This is a genomic window from Mesorhizobium sp. M8A.F.Ca.ET.181.01.1.1 (assembly GCF_004792025.1).
Taxonomy (GTDB): Bacteria; Pseudomonadota; Alphaproteobacteria; order Rhizobiales; family Rhizobiaceae; genus Mesorhizobium.
Window position 1 is genome coordinate 29509 of the sequence record NZ_SRTV01000015.1, and the last position, 19119, is coordinate 48627.

6 protein-coding genes are annotated in these 19119 nt (G+C 65.1%); 2 read left to right on the forward strand and 4 right to left on the reverse strand.

Annotated elements, in window-relative coordinates:
* Positions 1 to 58 precede the first annotated feature (58 nt).
* Positions 59 to 12385: a hypothetical protein gene (locus EN824_RS31565; protein ID WP_189522257.1), complete on the reverse strand. Its 12327-nt coding sequence runs from the start codon at positions 12383 to 12385 to the stop codon at positions 59 to 61.
* Between the two features lie 334 nt (positions 12386 to 12719).
* Here EN824_RS31565 and EN824_RS31570 point away from each other — a divergent pair, with 334 nt between their 5' ends.
* Together EN824_RS31570 and EN824_RS31575 are read left to right on the forward strand one after the other, a co-directional pair.
* Positions 12720 to 13265, forward strand: a complete 546-nt coding sequence (locus EN824_RS31570) for an invasion associated locus B family protein (RefSeq protein ID WP_245512167.1) — start codon at positions 12720 to 12722, stop codon at positions 13263 to 13265.
* A 70-nt stretch (positions 13266 to 13335) separates the two neighbouring features.
* Positions 13336 to 14580, forward strand: a complete 1245-nt coding sequence (locus EN824_RS31575) for a Xaa-Pro peptidase family protein (RefSeq protein WP_135867722.1) — start codon at positions 13336 to 13338, stop codon at positions 14578 to 14580.
* A 226-nt stretch (positions 14581 to 14806) separates the two neighbouring features.
* Here EN824_RS31575 and EN824_RS31585 read toward each other — a convergent pair whose 3' ends face one another.
* The 3 genes from EN824_RS31585 to EN824_RS31605 form a co-directional block, all read right to left on the reverse strand.
* A complete protein-coding gene (locus tag EN824_RS31585; protein ID WP_135933071.1) occupies positions 14807 to 16243 on the reverse strand; it encodes an amidase in 1437 nt (478 codons plus the stop codon).
* Between the two features lie 315 nt (positions 16244 to 16558).
* A complete protein-coding gene (locus EN824_RS31595) occupies positions 16559 to 17647 on the reverse strand; it encodes a Gfo/Idh/MocA family oxidoreductase (RefSeq protein ID WP_135867725.1) in 1089 nt (362 codons plus the stop codon).
* A 264-nt stretch (positions 17648 to 17911) separates the two neighbouring features.
* On the reverse strand, positions 17912 to 19075 hold the full coding sequence (locus EN824_RS31605; RefSeq protein WP_135867726.1) for an ABC transporter substrate-binding protein: 1164 nt from the start codon (positions 19073 to 19075) through the stop codon (positions 17912 to 17914).
* Between the last annotated feature and the right edge of the window lie 44 nt (positions 19076 to 19119).

A 19119-nucleotide genomic window follows, 5' to 3' on the forward strand; every position in this document is an offset into this window, starting at 1 on the left:
ACAAGCCTCGATTGAGGCGTATGTAAGAATCGCCTGGCGAGTTCGTCGCCCGTTCAGACTATGGCGTCGAATAGAAGCCCGCCGTACCACCGGTGCCGATCGTGACACTGACGGTGCCGCTGTTGATGGCTTGCACATAGCTCATGACAGCCGCGGCATCGGTTGCCGCGCCCGCGTAAGCCGCGGCGCCGCCATGCAAGCCAACATGGACATCGAACCGCGTGCGGAGACGGATGTCTGTGCCACCATTGGCACCCGAACCTGTGAAATTGTTGGCCAGGCCGCCAGCACCGCCGAGGGTCAGCGAGACCGTCTGGGCGTCTCCAGCAACCGTGCCGGCGTTCAGTTCGAAACCGTGGTTGCCGAATGTGCCTGGATTGCTGGCGGTGTTGCCTTGTACCACGGCCGTCAGCTTGTGGTTGCCGCCATCGACCGCATCACCCGTCTGCAGCAGAATGCCATCATTGTTGTACTGATAGAGCAGGTTGTTGGTGATCGTCACGCTGGAATCGGCGCCGCCCAACGTGACGAAGCCGATATCGCTGCCCTGGGCCGATCCGCTGTTCGCCACGCCGGCGACGCCGATCGTGTTCGAATCGATCGTGCCGTTGAACGAGCTGGCGCCGGAGCCGGTGCTGATGCCCAGAGCCGTGCCGAGCGCATCGCGCATCGTATTGTGGGCGATGTTGAAGGTCAGGTTCGCCACGTCGCCGGCGCCGCCCGAACTGATCGTGATGCCGCCGCCGCCCGAGACGATGTTCTGGTTGTTGTTCGACAGCGTGTTGCCGAGCGCTCCAGTGGCGCCGCCGAACACCAGATCCGACTGGACGTTGCCGTGCAGATCAAGCTGGAACAGGTCGCCGCGCGCGGAGGTGAATGTCGAGCTCTGGACGGTCGCGTTGAAGACGCCGTTCGTCGCCTGGAACACCAGCGCGTCGCCTGACGAGTTTCCTGCGGCGGCGTCGGTCGCGAAGGTCGAACCGGTGATGGTGATCCGGTTGAGAGTCTCGCCATTGTTGTTAAAGACGTGGAATGCGTCCAGCGCCGCGCCGGTGAAGGTGGAATTCGAAACCGTAGCGGTGCCCTTGAGGCCGGTGAAATAGGCATTGCCTTCGCCGACTCCGGCAACGCTGGTGCCATTGCTGCCGTTGATGATCGTATGGTCCAGCGTGAAGCCGGTGACGTTGTTGCCCAGAATGCCGTAATTCTGGAAGTCGTTCATCTGCAGGCCGTTGAGCTGCACATCCGTCGTGCCGTTCAGGTAGATGCCGACGCCTTGCGCGGTGCTGCCATCTGCGCCTGTCTTGCTGGAGATGACGCCGCCGCCCGAGGCGCCGACCGTTGCACCATTGCCGGTCACATGCAGGCCACCCAGGGCACCCGTGGTGTCGAGGATAATGCCGGTGGCACTGCCGCCGCTGGAACTGATGCGCTGGAACGTCAGGTCGCTCGCACCGATCGTCGTGTTGGCGACGTTGAGTGCTGTGGCCGTGCCCGAGCTGATCACGCTGCCAGTGCCGGTCGCACTCACGGTGCCGCCGCCCGTCGCGCTGAAGCCGGCGACGTTCGAGCCGGTCAGCGTCAGCGTGTTGGTGAAATTGATCGTCGATCCGCCGTTGCTGGAAAGCGCTATGCCGGCGCTGGAGCCGGTTGCCGACACCGTGCCGCTGAAGGTGGCCGTGCCGCCGGTGCGGCCTGCGATGCTGATGACGTTGCCGACGGCGCTCGTCTTGGCGATCGACCCGCCATAGGTGATGGCCGCGGTGCCGCCGCTGACATCGAACGCGGTGCCCGAGGCGCCGCTCAGCGCACCGGTGCCCAGGTTCACCGTGCCCGTGACGTTGGTCAGGGCGACATTGTTGACGCCGCCGCCCGAAGTGGTCGAGGTGAAATTGATGCCGGCCGCGATGCCGTTGAGGTTGATCGCTTGGGCGGCACTCGCGCTGATCGAGCCGGTGGTGACATTGACCGTCCCGCCATTGGTCGCGGTGAAGGCCGTGTTGGAGCCGCCCGTTGTGACCACGAGGTTGGCGAAGCTAACGGTCGAGGCCTGGCCGCCATTGTTGATCGAGACGGCGGCGCCGGTGGCATTATTGTGGGTGACGGCGCCGGTGAAGCTGACTGTGTTGGCTGCCGTCGCGCCGGAGATGACGACGCCGCTGGCGCCGATGTTCGACGTCACCGCGCCGGCAAAGCCGAAGCTGCCGCCGGTGCGGTTGGTGATGCTGACCGCGGTGCCGATAACGCTGGTGACCGAGCTCGTGCTGTCGAAGCCGAACGCCGCATTGCCGCCGATCACGGACAGGCCGCTGCCGCCCGTGGTATCGACATTGGTGGCGGTGACCGTTCCGGAGGCCGCGCCGAATTTGATGCCGGTCGCGGCCGAGGCCGCGATGAGGGAGACATTGGTCAGCGTCGTCGTGCCGGTTGCACCGGCGCCGAAGTCGATGTCGGCGGCCGTGACGTTCCTGATCGTCATGTTGCTGATCGTGGCATTCGCCGTCGCGCCGCTGATGCCGATCGCGGCATTCACGCCCGCGCCGTCGTCGCCGTTGATGGTAAAGCCGTCGATGATGTTGCCGCTGGCCGAAAGCGTGATGACGCTGCTGCCATCGGCGCTTGTCAGCGTGGTGGTGCCGCCCGGCGTCTGATCGGCGATGGAGATGGTGTTGCTGGCCAGCTGGATTGTCGACGGCACCGTCAGCGCCAGGTTGATGTTGCCATTGTCGAAGCCGCGCACCTGCTGGCCGGTCAGCAGGTTCAGCGTGTCGTTGCCATTGGTGCCCTGTGCGGTGATGGTGCCGCCATCGTTGACGAGGACGATGATGTCCGTTGCGGCCGCGTTGAATTCGGCGTCGGCCAGCGTCGCCAGATTATTCTGGTCGCGGCCGCTGCCGTCGCCGGTCGACGCCGCGCCGACGAAATAAACCTTGCCGACACCGAAGCCGAGGCCAGGCGTGGCCTGGAAGTTCACATCCTTGAAATTGTAGGTGCCCGCGGCCGGCGCGACGGAAGCGTCGATGCCGACACTGGCACTGATGGTCGACAACTGGTCGGCGGTATCGCCGTCGCCAAAGGTGAAGGCGACGTTCGTCGTGCCGTTCAGGAACACGCCGGTGTTGACGCCCGCGATGCTCGAACTGTTGCCGGCGAGGTTCGCATCGCCGAGCCGCACCGTCTGGCCGCCGGTGGCGCCTCGCAGGTCGACGCCGATCGAGGTGCCGGCGGCGGCGGCATTGGTGACGTCGGAATCGTTGGCCGTGATCGCCGCGTTGATCGTCGAACCGTTGAGGTCGAAAGCCACGGCCGCGTTATCGTTCAGGCCGATGTCGAGACCGTTGAAGGAAAGCGCCGCACCCTGCGTGCCGGTGACGTCGACGCCGCGAGAGGTGATGCCCTGCAGATTGACCGTGCCGAGCGCTATGGCGCCGCCGCCCGAGGAGGCGACATTGGCCAGCGAAATGCCGGTCGTGGCGCTGGTGGTGGATACCGAGGAGAAGTTGAGCCCCGCCGCGCCGATCGTGATGCCGCTGAGGTTCAGTGCGGTGCCGCCGCTGGTGGTGGCGATCGTGTTGCCGCTTCCGCCGGCGGTAACAGTGCCGGCGCCCGTGGCGCTGAACCCCGTGCCCGCCGCCGTGGTGATCGCCAGCCCACCGCCGCCGAAATTGATCGCCACAGGGGCGCTGTTGCCGCTGATCGCGACGCCCGCGCCGGTCGAGCTCATAGCGATGGTATAGCTTGCGCCGTTGATGTTGAAGGTGCCGCCGGTGTTGTTGACTATCGTAACGCCGGAACCCGCACCGGTGAAATTGTTGGATGCCCCCGAGGCGGTCACTGTGCCCCCGGTATTGTTGTTCAGGTAGATACCGTTGCCATTGGACGTCAGGTTGCCGCTCAGCGAGACGAGCCCGGCCCCGGCCAATCGGTTCTGGACTTCAAGGGCTGTGCCGGCGGCGGCCGACATGGTGGCGCTGCCCGAATAGCTGACTGCCGCCGTGCCGCCGCTCACGATGAACGAGACAGCCGCGGCGCCGGTCAGCGCGCCCGAGCCAAGGTTAACCGTGCCGCTGGTGTTGACAAGGTTCACATTGGTGCTGCCGCCGGCGGACGAGGTCGAATCCAGGGCGATGGTTGCAGAGACGTTGGACAAGGCGATCGCAGTGCCGCTGGTTGAATTCACGCTTTCGGTGCCGCCAGTGGCGGTGATGCCCATCGTGGCGCCACCCCCTCCGGAAATGCCGACGCCGGTCGTGGTATCGATCGTCACGCCGCCGGTGAAGCTGGTCGTGCCGCCGGTCTGCGTAAGGCCCGCGCCGCTCGTCGTGTCGATGTCGGCGAGGCCGGTGACGTTGAGCGTACCACTGGCCCAACCGATGCCGCCGCCGGTCGACAGTACGTTGTTCACCGTCACCGTGTTGAAGTTGAAGGTGCCGGCATTGGTGTTTATCGCGCTGATGCCGGCGTCCGCCATGCCGGAGATGTTGGTGGCGCCGGTGACGGTGAAGGTCCCGGCGACGCCGTCGAAGATAATGCCGCTCGCGCCGCCGGTCGCGGTGACGCTGCCGATCGTCATGCCAACCGTCAACGGGTCGAGATCGATGGCGGTGCCACTGGTGGTGTCGACCGAGCCGCCGCTGCTGTTGAGCGCAAAAGTGGTGGCTGGCGGACCCTTGGCATCGACCAGCAGGCCGGTGCCGTTGTTGTTGAAGACAGTGAACGTGCCGAGATCAAGCGTGCCGCTGGTGCCGGTCAGGCTGAGGCCGTTGCCCTGCACCCTCGCGGCTGTCGTGCCGATGTCGAGCGTACCCACCGAGACGGTGCCGCCGGCGCCGGTCGAATCGAAGGTGACATTGCTGAAGGCGAGGCCGCCGCCGGTACCGCCGGTGACCGTGTTGCCGGCAAAAGATCTGACAGCGATCGAATTCTGCGTGGCGCTGATGTTCTGGCCGGCAAAGGATGCGGCCAGCGCGGTTCCGGTCGATTGCAGCGTGTTTCCGTCGATCGACGCCAGCAGAGTGTTGGCCGGCGCGCCAGTGGTCGCGAAGTCGAGCGCCCGGCCGCCTGCGGCGGTGTCGTTGTTCCAGATGAAGAAGCTGGAGGCTGCTGTCGCGTTGACCGAAATGCCTGCGCCGGTGCTGGTGTTGCGGATGATGAGATTGTCGACGCCGCCGCTAAAGATGCCCGAGCCTGATGTCGCCAAGTTGATCACCGAGGTGGCGTTGTTGCTCTGCAGGATCGGCCGCAGCGAATCGATGCCGCCCGGCGCCGAGACGATCGGCGAGTTCTGCACGGTGGTGAAATGGAACGCTGCGCCGGCGCCGCCGCTGGTGTCGACGCCAAGCTGCGAGACATCGACGGCGGCATCGCCGCTCTTGAAGGCGAGCAGCACCTGGCCGTCATCGAGCTGGAACGTGGTTCCGGCGAGGTCGATCGTCGACTGGCTGCCGCCGGTGGTCTGGTCGATCAGCACGATGACATTGGCGGTGGTGGACGCCTGGGCGCCAGCATAGCTGCCCGGATTGGCGAGGCTGCCGTCGCCGGTGCCGCCTTCGGTGACGTAGTAGACGCTGATCGACGACAGGTTCGAAATGTCGCCGGTGAAATTGACGTCGTTGAAATTGTAGTCGCCATTGGTCGGCAAGCTATCGGTGGCGTGGATGACCTGGCCGCCGGTGGTGGCGATCGACGATTCGGCCGGACCCTGGCCATCGCCGAAGACCAGCTTGGCGTTGGTGGTGCTGGAGAACTGCACGCCATAGCCGACATTGGCGATGGTCGAGGTCTGGCCACTCGGACCGGGGTTGTTGTTGACGAGGTCGCCGAGCTGGATCGTACCGGTGCCGGTCGTGCCGGCCATGTCGATGCCGATCGTGCCGGCGAAGCTGCCGCCATCGACGTCGAAATCGCCAGCCGTGATGTTGCTGGCGCCGAGCGCGGCGCCGCTGAGGTCGAGGCCGGCCGCGTTGGTGGCGCCGAGCCCGATGTTGAGGCTGGTGAAATCAAGCGTCGAGCCGAGCGTGCCGGAAATGTCGACGCCACGCGACGTGATGCCTTGCAGGTCGACCACGCCGAGGCTGATGGCGCCGCCGCTGACATTGTTCAGCGCAATGCCGGTCGCCGCACCGTTGACCGTGATGGAATCGAAGGTGACGCCGCCGGCGCCGATCGTCGCGCCGTCGAGGTTGAGCGCGGTGCCGGTCGCGGTAGTGATGGTGTTGCCGGTGTCGCTGACACTGACCGTGCCCAGGCCGGTGGTGCTGGCGGTAAAGCCCGCACCGCTCGTGGTGGTGATGACGAGGCCGCCATTGCTGAAGTCGACCGTGCCGTTCGGATTGCCGGTCAGGCTGGCGCCGTCGGTCGCGCCCGAGTCGATCTGCTTGGTCGTGCCGGAGAAGGTGACCGTCGCCGCCGTGCCGTTGTCGATGCCGGCAACGACGATATTGCCGCCGGCGCCCGTGAGGCTGTCCGTCAAATTGCCCGACAGCGTCACCGAGCCGCCGGTCAGTTCCTGGATCGAAGCCGCCGCGCCGGTGCCGTTGCTGGCGATGGTGCCGCCATAGGAGATAACGGCGTTGCCGCCGCTCTGATCGGTCGCCGAGCCGACATTGAAGGACGTGCCCGCGCCGGTGTTGGTCAGCGTGCCGGTGCCGAAAGCGGCTGTGCCGCTGAGAGCCTGCAGGTCGATGCCGTTGCCCGAGCCGAACGTGGCGTTGGTCGAGGCGAAGTTGATACCAGCGGTGATGCCGTCGAGCGCCGCCGCTTGGGCGCCCGTGGCGCTGATCGTGCCCGTCGTGACATTGACCGTGCCGCCGCCGCTGGCGCTGAACGCCGTCGCGCCATTGGTGCTGATGTCCACATCCGCGAAGGTAATCCCAGCGCCGGTATTGTTGGTCAGCGAAACGCCGTTGCCGCCGATGGTCGCCTTGTCGGTGAAATCGACCAGGCCGCCGGTGCGGTTGGAGATCGTGACACCGCCGCCGGTCAGCGTGCCGGCCGGGCCGCTGTTGGGCAAATTGCCGCGCGTGAGCGTGATGTTGCCATTGCCGCCATCGGCGGCGAGCAGCGTGCCGGCGACGTTGATGTTGTTGTTGGTGATCGACACGTTGGTGGTGAGGCCGTCGACCTTGAAGGCGGTCTGGCCAACGGCGACATTGCTGACCGTGACGCCGTCAACGACGATGCCGCCGGCATTGCCGAAGCCGACCGCGCTCTCGTCGATGAGGAAGACCGAGCCGCTGCCGCCGCTGAAGTCGAAAGCGGTGTTCTTCACCTGATTGCTGCCGAGCAGGTGCAGGGTATCGCTGCCCGTGCTCTTGACCACGCCCTCGTCGCCGGTGACGTTGCCGCCGGTTGCCCCGAGATTGCCCTGGACGTTGATCGGCTGGACCGTGCCGGAGGTGAGGATCGAGTTGCCGTTGCCGAAGCCGGTGATCGACTGGCCCGAATCGAGCGTGAACGGCGTGCCGCTGAGATCGACCGTGCCGACAAAGGCGAAGACCACACCGCTGCCGCTCATGGCGTCGGCGGCGGTCACCGAAATGGTGCTCACATCCGCGCTCAGCCCATCCGTGCCGGCGGCGATGACGCCGCCGTTCTGCGAGACCATGATGGTCCCACCAACCGCGCTGGCCAGATGCGCGCTGCCGGTGAAGGCGACATCGTTGAAATTGTAATTGCCGAGCGCCGGATTGAGCCCGACCGTGTTGACGGTATAGCCGCCCGCCGCCGCGCTGATGGAGGATTGCAGCCCATCGGCGGAAGTGCCGTCGCCGAAGGTGAAGTTGGCATTGGCCGAGGTCGCCGTGGTGCCGCCCGACGACAGCTCGACGCCGACGCCGACATTGGAAATGCTGGAGCCGCGCGCGAAGGTGATGGTCTTGTCGGCTTGCGTCGACGACAGGTCGATGCCGCGCGAGGTCAGGTCACCGGTGCCGGTGATATGAGTCACGCCGAAATCGGCCGTGGCAAAGGCGCCGCTGAAGTTGATGCCGGTCTGGTTGGCGCCAGCGCCCATTGTCACGGTGGTTGCCCCGAAGCTGGCATCGGCACTGGCAGTTGCGAAGCTGATGCCGCTCTGGTTGGCGCCGGCGCCCATCGTCACGATGGTCGTGCCGAAGCTGACATCGGCATTGGTGAATGAGAAGTTGATGCCGGCCACGTTGGCGGCAGAGCCCAGCGTGACCTGGGTCGTGCCGAAGGTGACTGAACCGGCAGTGTTGGCGATGGCGATGCCGGGGCCGGCGCCCGTCACCGTGACCGCTCCGAAGGTTGCCGATGCGGTGCTGTCGACACTGCCGACAACCAGGCCGGTGCTCGCGGCATTGGTGATCGACAGCGGAGCGGTAACGTTCAACTTGGCCGTGCCGATGAGGTCGATGGCAGACGCTCCACCGCCGCCTGTCGCCGACAGTGACGGGCCTGTGAAGCTGATCGTGCCGCCGCTCAGGAAAGCCGCCGAGCCGATCTCGAAAAGCCTACCGGTGCTGGTCGAACTGATCGCGCCGCTGAAGGTCACCGAGCCGCCGGTGATGCCATCGACCTTGACCGCCGTACCCGGTGCGGTGGCTGAGCTGGAGATATCGGCCGAGACCGTGATCGCAGCGCTGCCGCCGGAGACGACGACGCCGTTGCCGGTACCGGAGTTGGTGATGGTGCCGCCGATGCCGATCGTGCCGGTGTTGTTGGTCAGGCTGACATCGGCGCCGGCGATATTCGTGGTGACGAGATTGTTGACGCTGACGGTCGCGGCACTGTTTTGAACCAGCAAGCCGGGGCCTCCGCCGACCACCGTGTCGATCTTCGTCGTGCCGTTGAAGCTGTAGACGCCGCTGGCGACGTTGTTGAGGCTGATGGCGACGCCGCTGATACGGTACAGGTCGACGCCACCAAAGGTGACGTTGCCGCCGCTGGTGTTGCTGATGGCGATGCCGGTCGAAGCTCCCCCGCCGGAGCCATCCACGGTGACGCTGGAGAAGTTCACCCCGGCAGTCCCGATCGTCATGCCGGCGATCTGGATGCCCTTCTCGTCCGGTCCGAGACCGGTCGCTACCGTGTTGCCGGAGCCAGTTACCGTCAGCGTACCGCCATTGACGGCGCTGAAGGCGAAGCCGCCATCCGCGGTCAGGTCGAGCCCGCCGGTGAAGTTGATCGTGCCGCCGGTGTTGCCGGTCAGGTCGATCGCATTGGCCGCGCCGGTGCTGGCGGTGATCGTGCCGCCGAAGGTGGCGGTGCCGCCGGTCATGTTGGAGATTGTCACCGCGCTTGCGGCAGCGGTCTGATTGATGGTGCCGTTGAAGGTGACGTTGGGCGTGGAGCTGCTGATCGAGAAGGCGTTGCTGCTCGTGCCGGTGATGGAACTGCCGGCCCCGAAAGTCAGGGTTCCACTCGAGTCGTTGACGATAGAGACGCCTATGCCGCCGCCGGTAATATCGAGGTCGTCGAAAGTGGCGGTGCCATCGAAATTCTTGGCGGACAGCCCGACATTGGTGGCATTGCCGATCGTCGTGTTGCCGGTGAAATTGACGGTCGCGCTCGAGGCGACAAGCTCGATGCCGGTTTGGCTCGCATTCTGGACATTGAGATCGTGGACCGAAACCGTGCCGGTCACGCTGCCGAGGAAAAGACCTGTGTCGACATTGCTGAGGGTCACGCCCTGGATCGTCAGGCCGTTGATCAAGGTTGCGTTGATGCCCGCGTCGCTGCCGCCCGAAATGTTGAAGTCGAGCAGCGAATTGCCGTTGGCCACTGTCACGACACCGCCGGAGCCGGAATTGGTCAGCGTCGCCGCGCCGCCGCCCGGATCCGAAACGACCTGGTCGTGCTGGACATTGTTGCCGGTGATGTTGACCGGAATGCCGCCGAGCGAGAAGGAGCGGCCATTGCCGAACGAGGCCAGCGTCTGGCCGTCGCTGAGCGAGAAGCCGTTGGCGGTATCGATGGGAGATCCTTCGTTGACCAGCACGAAGATCGCATTGTTCTGGGTGTTGGCGTCGGCCAGGTTTATCGCGAGCAGGCTCGATGTCGAAGAACCGTCACCCGACGAGCCGACGCCGCCGACGAAGATCACATTCTGCTGGTCGAACAGCTGATCGCCGCTGAAAGTGGTCGAGCCGAACGCGTAGTGGCCGAGCGTCTGGTTGAGGCCGCGCGCGTCGAGCGAAGCGGTGCTGCCGGCAATCGAACCGCCGCCAAAGCTGAATTCGGCATTGGCCGAATGGGCCAGCGAGCCCGCTATGCCGAAGCGCACACCGGTGTCGACACCCGAAATGGAACCGCCATTGGTGATGATGATCGAGGCGCCGCCGGTGGTGTCGGCGAGGTCGATGCCGATGGTGCCGGCGGCGCCTGGGCCGGTGATGTTGAGCGACTGCGCGGTGAAATTGGTCTGGCTGCCGGAGAAGTCGAGACCAGAGCCGACGCCCAGCCCGGAAATGACGATGTTGCCGGCGACTACGGCGGCGTTGACGCCGCTGAACGACATGCCGCCGGCGCCGGGATTGGTGATTTTGATGTCGCCGAAGCGGATTGTCGCCGGCGAATCCGTGATCTGGATCGCCGCTCCGGTCGTGTTGGAAATCGTCGTCGAACCGTTGACGGTGAAGCTGCCCGAGACGTGGTCGAGCACCACGCCCGACGTGCCGCCGGTCTGGCTGATCGAATCCAGCACCACATGCGCGGTGATCGGGTCGATGTAGACGCCGACGCCGCCATTGCCGGAGATAGTGCCGCCGGTGGTGGTGAAGCTGCCGCCGCTCGACGTGCCCTGCACGGTGATGCCGCGGTCGGTATTATCAAGCGCATTGACCGTCGCGAAGGTGTAGGTGCCCTGGCCGGTGATATCGAGGCCGTCGTCGAGATTGCCCGACAGCAGCGTCGTGCCAGTGAAATTGTAGGTGCCGTTGTCCTCGATGTGCAGGCCGTCGAGACCGTTATTCGTGGACGTGAAATCGGACGCCTTGACGTTGGTAGAATTGCCGGTGAACTCGGCGCCGTTGCCGCCGGCGCCCGTCACCGTGACCTTGGTCAGCGTCGTGCCGGTGACGTTGTTGCCGAAGATGCCGTCGGCGCCGCCGGTGATGGTGATGCCGTTCAGCGTGTTGCCGGTGCCGAGCGTGATGACGTTGTTGGCGACGTTGGTGCCCTGGATCGTGCCGTCGCTGCCGCCCAGATTGAAGGTGGCGGTGCCGCCGCCGGACAGTTTCGCGGTGACGCTTTGGCCACCGCCGATCACGGTCTGGCCAGTGGCAAGTGTCACGCCGGCAGTCGTCAGATTGCCACTGCCACCCAGGGCAACGACAAAACCGCCATTGCCGGCCTTGGTGACCGCGTCGTCCAGTGTCGTCGGGTCGGCCTGCGTGCCGGCGCCGGCCAAACCGCCATCGGCGAAATAGAACTTGCCGAACGCGGCATTGGTGGCGGCGTTGATGGCGACGCGCGTCGTCGAGCCGCCGATCTTGTCCTGCGACTGGACCCTGACGCCGATATCGCCGCGCACCCGCTCGTTGACGCGCTTGCGCAGGCCTTCGCTGGCCGGATAGACCGGGTCCGTGCCGATGGCCCCGGTGCTGTCCGAGCCGTGGCCCGGATTGAACGGGATGTTCAGCCGCACGCTGCCGGCGAACTGGGTGTCGTCGCGGTTGTCGTTGCGCACCTCACCGGTGAAGGTCAGCGACGTTCCGGTGCCGAAGACATCACCGATCTCATATTCGATGCCGGCCTTGGCGCCGGTGACGCTGCCGTCATCGCCGTGCGGATCCTCGAAATGATAACCGCCAATATCCAGCCGCAGCGAATGCTTGTCGGGCAGGTTGACCGGAACCTGGGCGCCGATCTCGCCTTCGATGCCCCAGGCCGCGTAATCGCGATGGTCGAGCACCGAGATCTGCTCGATCAGCTGGTTGGAGACCATCGACAGGGTTGAGCTGGTCGAGTGGTCGGTCGAGTCGCCCTTGATCGGCACGAAGACGTTCACATGCGCGTCGAAATTCGGCGTGATCGCCTCGACGCCCAGCGTGCCGCCGGTGAACTGGGTGCCGCCGTAGCTCTCGGCATTGAAATAGGCGTATCCGCCGAGCATCAGGTCGGGGTTGACGATGCGGCGGATGCCAAGGCCGATATCCTGGCCGAAGGCATCCTTGAAATCGTGCTTGGCCCGGACATCCAGGAACAGCACCGATTCGGCGGTCTGCTTGATCGGGATGAAGCCTTCGAGCGCAGCGTTGCCGCCATTGTTGTCGGCGCCGATAATGGCCCGGATCTGCGGCTGCCAGAGACCGGCATCGTCGCCATAGGCAGCCGCGCCCGAGAGCGCCAGTGCCAGCGACGTAAGCGCCGTCGTCTTCCAGAGATGCCTGGCAATACTCGAACGGCGATAGCCGGCGCGCACGTGGAAACCCTCCCCACGCGCCGCCATCCCACCAACTTGCCGAGACTTCTCGGTAGTTCCCATCCCCTGGCGAGCCCTTCTGGGACTACACGTCCCGCGTGCCGATATTTACTGGAATTCTATTGTATAGCGAGTCCCTAAAGATGCGGCTGCTGTGGTCGTCCGCCAAAGTTCTTCCCTGTGGCAATATGGACACAGTAAATTTGCCGGCTTGCTTGGCTGGACTCGCGGCTTCCAGGCCGGGTTGGAGTGTTGTATCAAGCCGTACTGCGGGAATACCAGCCGGGGCACAAGGAATATGACAGTTGCTTTAGCGAGAGCTAATATTTCAGGCTTGGCCGTAGGTATTGTCACTCTGTGGCTCATCCTGTCGGTCGCTGGACCCGCACTTGCCGAGGACGCGGCCAAGCCGGCCCAGCCCCAACCGGCCCAGCCCCAATCGGCCCCGCCCAAGCCGGCCGACGCCAATCCCTGGGCGGTGAACTGCTCCAGCGGCTCGGCGAACGCCGAGCTTCAATGCCAGCTGTCGCAGAACCTGACCGAAGCCAAGACAGGACAGCGCGTGCTCACCGTGACGGTGCGCCGCGACAATGCCAATGGCAGCCTTGCCATGCTGCTCGCTTTGCCGCACGGCCTGTTCCTGCCGTCCGGCGCCAGCTATCAGGTCGACCAGGGCCAGAAGACGACCATCGCCATCCAGACCAGCGACCAGAACGGCGCCTATGCCGCCACGCCGCTGCCGCCGGATCTGGTCAAGGCGATGAAATCGGGAACCAATCTGAACATCGGCATGGAATCCGTCACCCGCAAGCCGGTCACCATCCCGGTATCGCTGGCCGGCTTCACCGCCGCGCTGACCAAGCTGGAATCGATCAAGTAGCCATTGTCGGCCGCTTGATTGTCCGCACCCTTAATGCTCCGTTGCCGGTTCGGGCATATGGAGAAATTTCATGACGGGCTTTGTCGATCGCCAGCGCGCCACACATTTGATGCAACGCGCCGGCATCGCGGCGCTGGTGCTCTGCGCGCCCGAGGCCTTCCATTATGCGACCGGCGCGTCGATCGGCCCGGCCGGCCTGTTCCGGCGCGCCGGCGCCGGCTTCGTCGTCATCCCCGCCCGTCAGGACCTGCCGATCGGCGTCGTGGTCGCGGACTTCAACGCGGCGCAGCTGCGGACCTCGGCGCCCGAAATGGTTGTGCGTTCGCACCCGATCTGGATCGAATCCGCGCCGGTCGAGACAGGGCCTCACAGCCTTCCTCTGGCGGAGCGTATCGAGGCTGGCCTGGCTTCGCTCGACCGCGCGCCGGATTTCTCGCGGCCCGCCACTTTCGATCTCGCCGGCTCAGTGCGCCAGCTGCAAGCCATGCTTCTCGATTTCGGGCTGGAGCGCGCCACGCTCGGCCTCGACCTCGACTTCATTGCCGCCGCCGATTTTGCCGCCATCCAGGCGTTGCTGCCTGATTGCCCCGTCGTCGACGGCTCGCCCGTGCTGGACCGGCTGCGCGCCGTCAAGTCGCAGCGCGAGATCGACCTCCTGCGGCAAGGCATCCTCCTGTCCGAGGCCGGCCTGGAGCGGTTGCAGGTCGATGCCATGGCCGGCATGCGCCAGGGCGACCTCGTCGCGCTCTACCGGCAAGGCGTCGCCACGGCGGCGGCCGGGCTTTCGCATCCGGTCATCACGGCCGAATATGTGACGCTCGGCGCCCAGGCCAAGGGCGCGGACGCCGGGGCCGTGGCTGGCGATCCGCTGAAATGCGACATGGTCTGCACGGTCGGCGGCTACGCCTCCGACATGTCGCGCAACTTCACCTTCGGCCCGCCCTCGGCGGACCAGGCGGAGCTGCACGCCATTGCCGAGCGCGCCTTCGAGAATGGCCTGGCCGAGCTTGTCCCCGGAAACACACTCGCCCATGTGCATCGCGTCGCCACCAACAGCCTGGCGCGGCAAGGCCTGCGCTCCTACCGCCGCGGCCATTTCGGCCACGGCGTCGGCCAGTCGGTTTTTTCCGAACAATGGCCGTTCATCGCGGCCGGCAGCGATGTCGTGATCGAGCCAGGCATGGTGCTGGCCTTCGAGATCCCGCTCTACATCGACGGCCTCGCCAGTTTCAACCTCGAGGACCAGTTCCTGATCACGCCGGATGGACCGGTCGCCATGAACCGGCTGCCGAGGCGGCTGGAGGTGATTGGGTAGCGGTCCCTATCGCCGTTGGCACTCTACGGCGCCCCCCTCTGCCTTACCGGGCATCTCCCCCACGAGGGGGGAGATCGACTGTCGTAGCCGCCGTCGCCAATCTTCAACATGGCAAGAAGAGGAGCCGGCGCCGAAGCCGCCAATCTCCCCACCCGTGGGGGAGATGGCCGGCAGGCCAGAGGGGGGCGCCGTAGAGCGCGAACGCCGATGCTTAGGCCCTTGGCTGCTAAGCACTCACCGGCGGCCGCCTGTCCCTCCAAGGCATTTCCTCTTCGAGCTGCGCCGACGCCGCCAGCACTGTCGCCTCGTCGCCGTAGCGGCCGACCAGCTGCACGCCGATCGGCACGCCGCCTTTCGACCAGCCGAGCGGCAGCGAGATCGCTGGCTGGCCTGAAATGTTGAACGGGAAGGCAAAGACGGCGTCCGTCCATTTGGCGTTGTAGCGGTCGATGTCCGTCTCCGACATGTCGTAATAGCCGAACGAGCGCGGCAATTGCGTCAAGGTGGGCGTGACGAAAAGATCATAGCCATTGAGGTCGCCGACAATGTCGCGGCCGACCTGCCTGAGCTGCTCGACATCGCAGATGTGCCTGATGCCGCTGGTGGCGCGGCCGCGCTCGATGATCGCCCAGGTCACCGCCTCGACATCGCCAGGCGTTACCGGCCGGCCGATCACCGTTTCGAGATAGTCGAAGGTCGCCGCCGTCTGCACGCAGGTCATGTTGGTGTAGGTCGTCCACACGCCGTTGGCATCGAGCGGCATGTCGTGCTCGTCGACATCATGGCCAAGCCGCTCCAACGTCGCCACGGTCGCCAGCACCGCAGCCTTCACCTCCGGATCCATGGCCGTGCCGTTGGGCGGCGTGACGGTGAAGCCGATGCGCAATCTCTTCGGCGCGCTCGCCGACAGGCTGAGCCAGGACGCATCCGGCACCGGCGGCGTATAGGGCTCGCCGGGCAACGCGCCGGCGACGGCGTCGAGATAGGCCGCCGTGTCGCGCACCGTGCGCGAGCAGCAGAGAAAATAGGCGCCGCCATACCAATAGTCGCCGAATGGCGCGAGGCTGACGCGGCCACGCGACGGCTTCAGGCCCACAATGCCACAACAGGAGGCGGGAATGCGGATCGAGCCGGCGCCGTCGCTTGCTTCCGCGATCGGCACCATGCGCGAGGCGATGGCCGCCGCCGCGCCGCCGCTCGATCCACCGGGCGTGATGCCTTCCTTCCACGGGTTCTTCGTCGTGCCGTAGAGTTTTGGCTCCGTCGTGATCGACCAGCCGTTTTCGGGCGCGTTCGACTTGCCGACCAGCACCAGTCCCGCCGCCTTCATGCGGCGAACGACTTCGGTGTCGAAGTCGGCGACGACGTCTTTCAGATAGAGGCAGGAATTGGTGTTCGGCGCGCCTTTCCAGGACGAGGCCAGTTCCTTGAGCAGGAATGGTACGCCGGCAAAGGGTGCCGATGTGTCGACTGTCCGCGCCTGGGCGCGCGCCATGTCGTAGAGGCGGTGGATGACTGCGTTAAGCGCCGGATTCAACCGCTCGACCAGTGTGATCGCCGCCTCGACCAGCTCCGCCGGCGAAACCTGGCCGCCACGCACCAAGCTGGCCAGGCCGAGCGCATCGGACTCGGCGTAGGTTTTCAACAGGCTGTCGGTGATCATGTCTCTCTCCCAATTCTCGATGCCAATTGCCGACGTTGGCACTGCCCCTCATCCGCCTGCCGGCACCTTCTCCCCGTATAGTGACGGGGAGAAGGAGGCTGTCGCGATCGTCGGCGCTCTTTCTGCAACGCTGGTGATTGGCGAAATCATCAGCGACCGCGTTTTTCTCCCCGTCCCTATACGGGGAGAAATGCCCGGCAGGGCAATGAGGGGCAGCGCGAACCTGAAACGATTGTCCCTGTGGAGGCTCCAATCTTTGCCCTGGAAGATCAGGCCGTGCCGGCACCTCCTCCAGCGCCAGCGGCCGGATTTGCGTCAGCCCAGCTCGACCGTCCGCCCCAGCTCGATGCTCTGTTCCGCCGCGAGCACGATGCGCAAGCTGTTGACCGCCGCGTCCATCTGCTCGGTCAGATCGAGGTCCTCGCGGATAGCGCTCAGGAAGAAGGCCTGCTCGCGGTCGCACAATTCCTGATGGCCGGGCTCGTCCTCCATGCTGACGATCTCGTCCGGTTTCTTGAAATTCTTGTCGCCGTCGACCGCGGCATAGTGGATCTTGAGCGCATCGGTCTTGGTGTGGCGATCGATGTCGGCGGAGTTCGACACTTCAGCGTCGGAAGCGGTGCTGGCGGCTTGCCCGGCGACGATCGACACCGCACCCTTCGGCCCGACGACGTCCTTCACGAAATAGGCCGTCTCGCTCATCATCGGCCCCCAGCCGGCCTCGTACCAGCCGACCGAGCCGTCGTCGAAGGTGACGTGCAGGTGGCCGTAATTCTGCTTGTCGGCCTCTGCCCACAATTTGGCGCCGATGCCGTGCACGCGGACCGGCTTCGCGCCGGTCAGCTGGCACATGACGTCGACATAGTGCACGCCGCAATCGACGATCGGGATCAGCGAATCGATCAGGTTCTTGTGCCAGTGCCACGCGCTGCCGCTGCTCTGCTGGTTGAGGTTGAGGCGCATCACCAGCGGCTTTCCCAACGTTTTGCCGACCTCGATGAATTTGATCCACGAGGGATGGACGCGCAGGATATAGCCGAGCACCAGCTTGCGGTTTTTCGCCCGCGCGGCGGCCACCACCTTCTCGGCATCCTGGATGTTGGTCGCGAGCGGCTTTTCCATGAACACATGGCAGTTGGCCGCGATCGCCTTCAGCGCGTATTCGGCATGCGTGTTGGGCCAGCTGTTGATCGAGACGGCGTCCGGCTTGGTCTCCTTCAGCGCCACGTCGAAATCTTCGTAGAGCGGATAGCCGGCAAGTTCGGCTGGGATCTTGGTGTTGCTCTTGATCGAGCGGCTCATGATGCCGACGATCTGAAAACCCTCGGAGCGGTGATAGGCGCTGGCGTGCGACGCACCCATATTGCCGAGACCCACCACCAGCACTTTTACCTTGTCGGCCACTACTGCCTCCCGTTCCTGATTGAATCGTGCGCGGCGCGCTGCCGCCCTTGTTGCTTCGTCCAGAGCAAATCACGCCAGGTTGGCGCCGCCCCTCATTGCCCTGCCGGGCATTTCTCCCCGTATAGTGACGGGGAGAAAGTAGCTGGCCGCAACGTTAGCGATTGGCGAAATCATCGACGCGAGCGCCCCTCTCCCCGTCACTATACGGGGAGAGGACGCCGGCAGGCAGGTGAGGGGCGGCGCCGACTTCGGCAATTGCCGGTGCTACTTCACCGCCGAATCGAACAGATGCGCCTTGATCTTCTCGACATCGAGCGCGGCGAAGCCTTCCGACAGTTTGACGCCGTCGGCATCAGCCTTGACCTTGGCCTTGTCGAAGTCGTTAGCGGCCGGGATCAGGTCGTTGGTGCAGACATCCTCGGCCTTCACCGGATTGGTGATCTGGCCGATCTTGTGGATCTCGTCGAAGAAGCCCTGCCAGCTCGCCATGTCGTGCGAGCCCCAGCCGCCGCGCTTGTCCATGTCGCCACGGAAGACGTTGATCTGCTGCAGGATCGAGGTGGTGCCGAGTTCCGGCCCGAGATTCTTGGCCAGCGTCGGGAACTGCTCGAACACCGCCTCGACCGCCGCGCGCGGATTTTGATACCCGAACTCCAGGCCCATCGCCCAGCCGCGCAGGTACTTTTCCAGGAATGCCTTCTTGTCGGGATCGGCGAGGTCGGCGGCGCGCACGACGAAGGTGTTGGCGGGCAGCTTGGAGTTCTTCACGCCGAGCCAGTATTCGAAGTCGAGACCCTTGGCGATCCATTCTGCGCGCAAGCCTTCCCATGACAGCGCCGCGTCGCCCTGGCCGCCGGCAAGCGCGGTGCCCCAGGTCGGCCAACCGGCCTCGACATATTTGACCTTCTTGATGTCGACGCCTTGCGCGGCCAGCAGCGGATCGGTGATCGACTGCCAGGCGGCGGAACCGAGCAGGATGGTCTTGCCTTCGAGCTTCTTCAGGTCGTTCGAGCCCTCGCCCTTGCGGAAGGCGATGGAGAACGTGTCGCGCGCGCCCATGTGGAACACCGACTTCAGCTTCATGCCGTTCTGGATGGCGAAGGAGAACACGCCGGGCGAGGGAAAGCCCATGTCGGCCTGGCCGACATCGACGAACTTCACCGTTGCCGTGCCGTCGGACGGTCCCGGCTGCATGTCGGTGTCGAGCCCATCGAAATAGCCGGCCTTCTTGGCCGCCCAGTAGGGATAGTCGTCGAGCACTTCGAGCGTGCCGCGCGGCGAGATCCAGGTGAATTTTCCATAGGCCTCGGCCTTGGCCTCGAGGCCCGACGCGCCGAGCGCGGTCGCCGTCACCAACCCGGCGCCGGTGACCTGCAGGAAGGTACGGCGGCTCATTCCCGCCTTGTGGATGAAATTGTCGTTGGTCATGGCATTCCCCTTTTTGTTTGATGTTGGTCAGTCGCCCGTCTCCG

What these genes read in the sequence shown, in the direction of transcription:
- EN824_RS31575 (WP_135867722.1), top strand. Translation starts at nt 13,336, where the DNA reads ATGACGGGCTTTGTCGATCGCCAGCGCGCCACACATTTGATGCAACGC.
- EN824_RS31585 (WP_135933071.1), bottom strand. Translation starts at nt 16,243, where the DNA reads ATGATCACCGACAGCCTGTTGAAAACCTACGCCGAGTCCGATGCGCTC.
- EN824_RS31605 (WP_135867726.1), bottom strand. Translation starts at nt 19,075, where the DNA reads ATGACCAACGACAATTTCATCCACAAGGCGGGAATGAGCCGCCGTACC.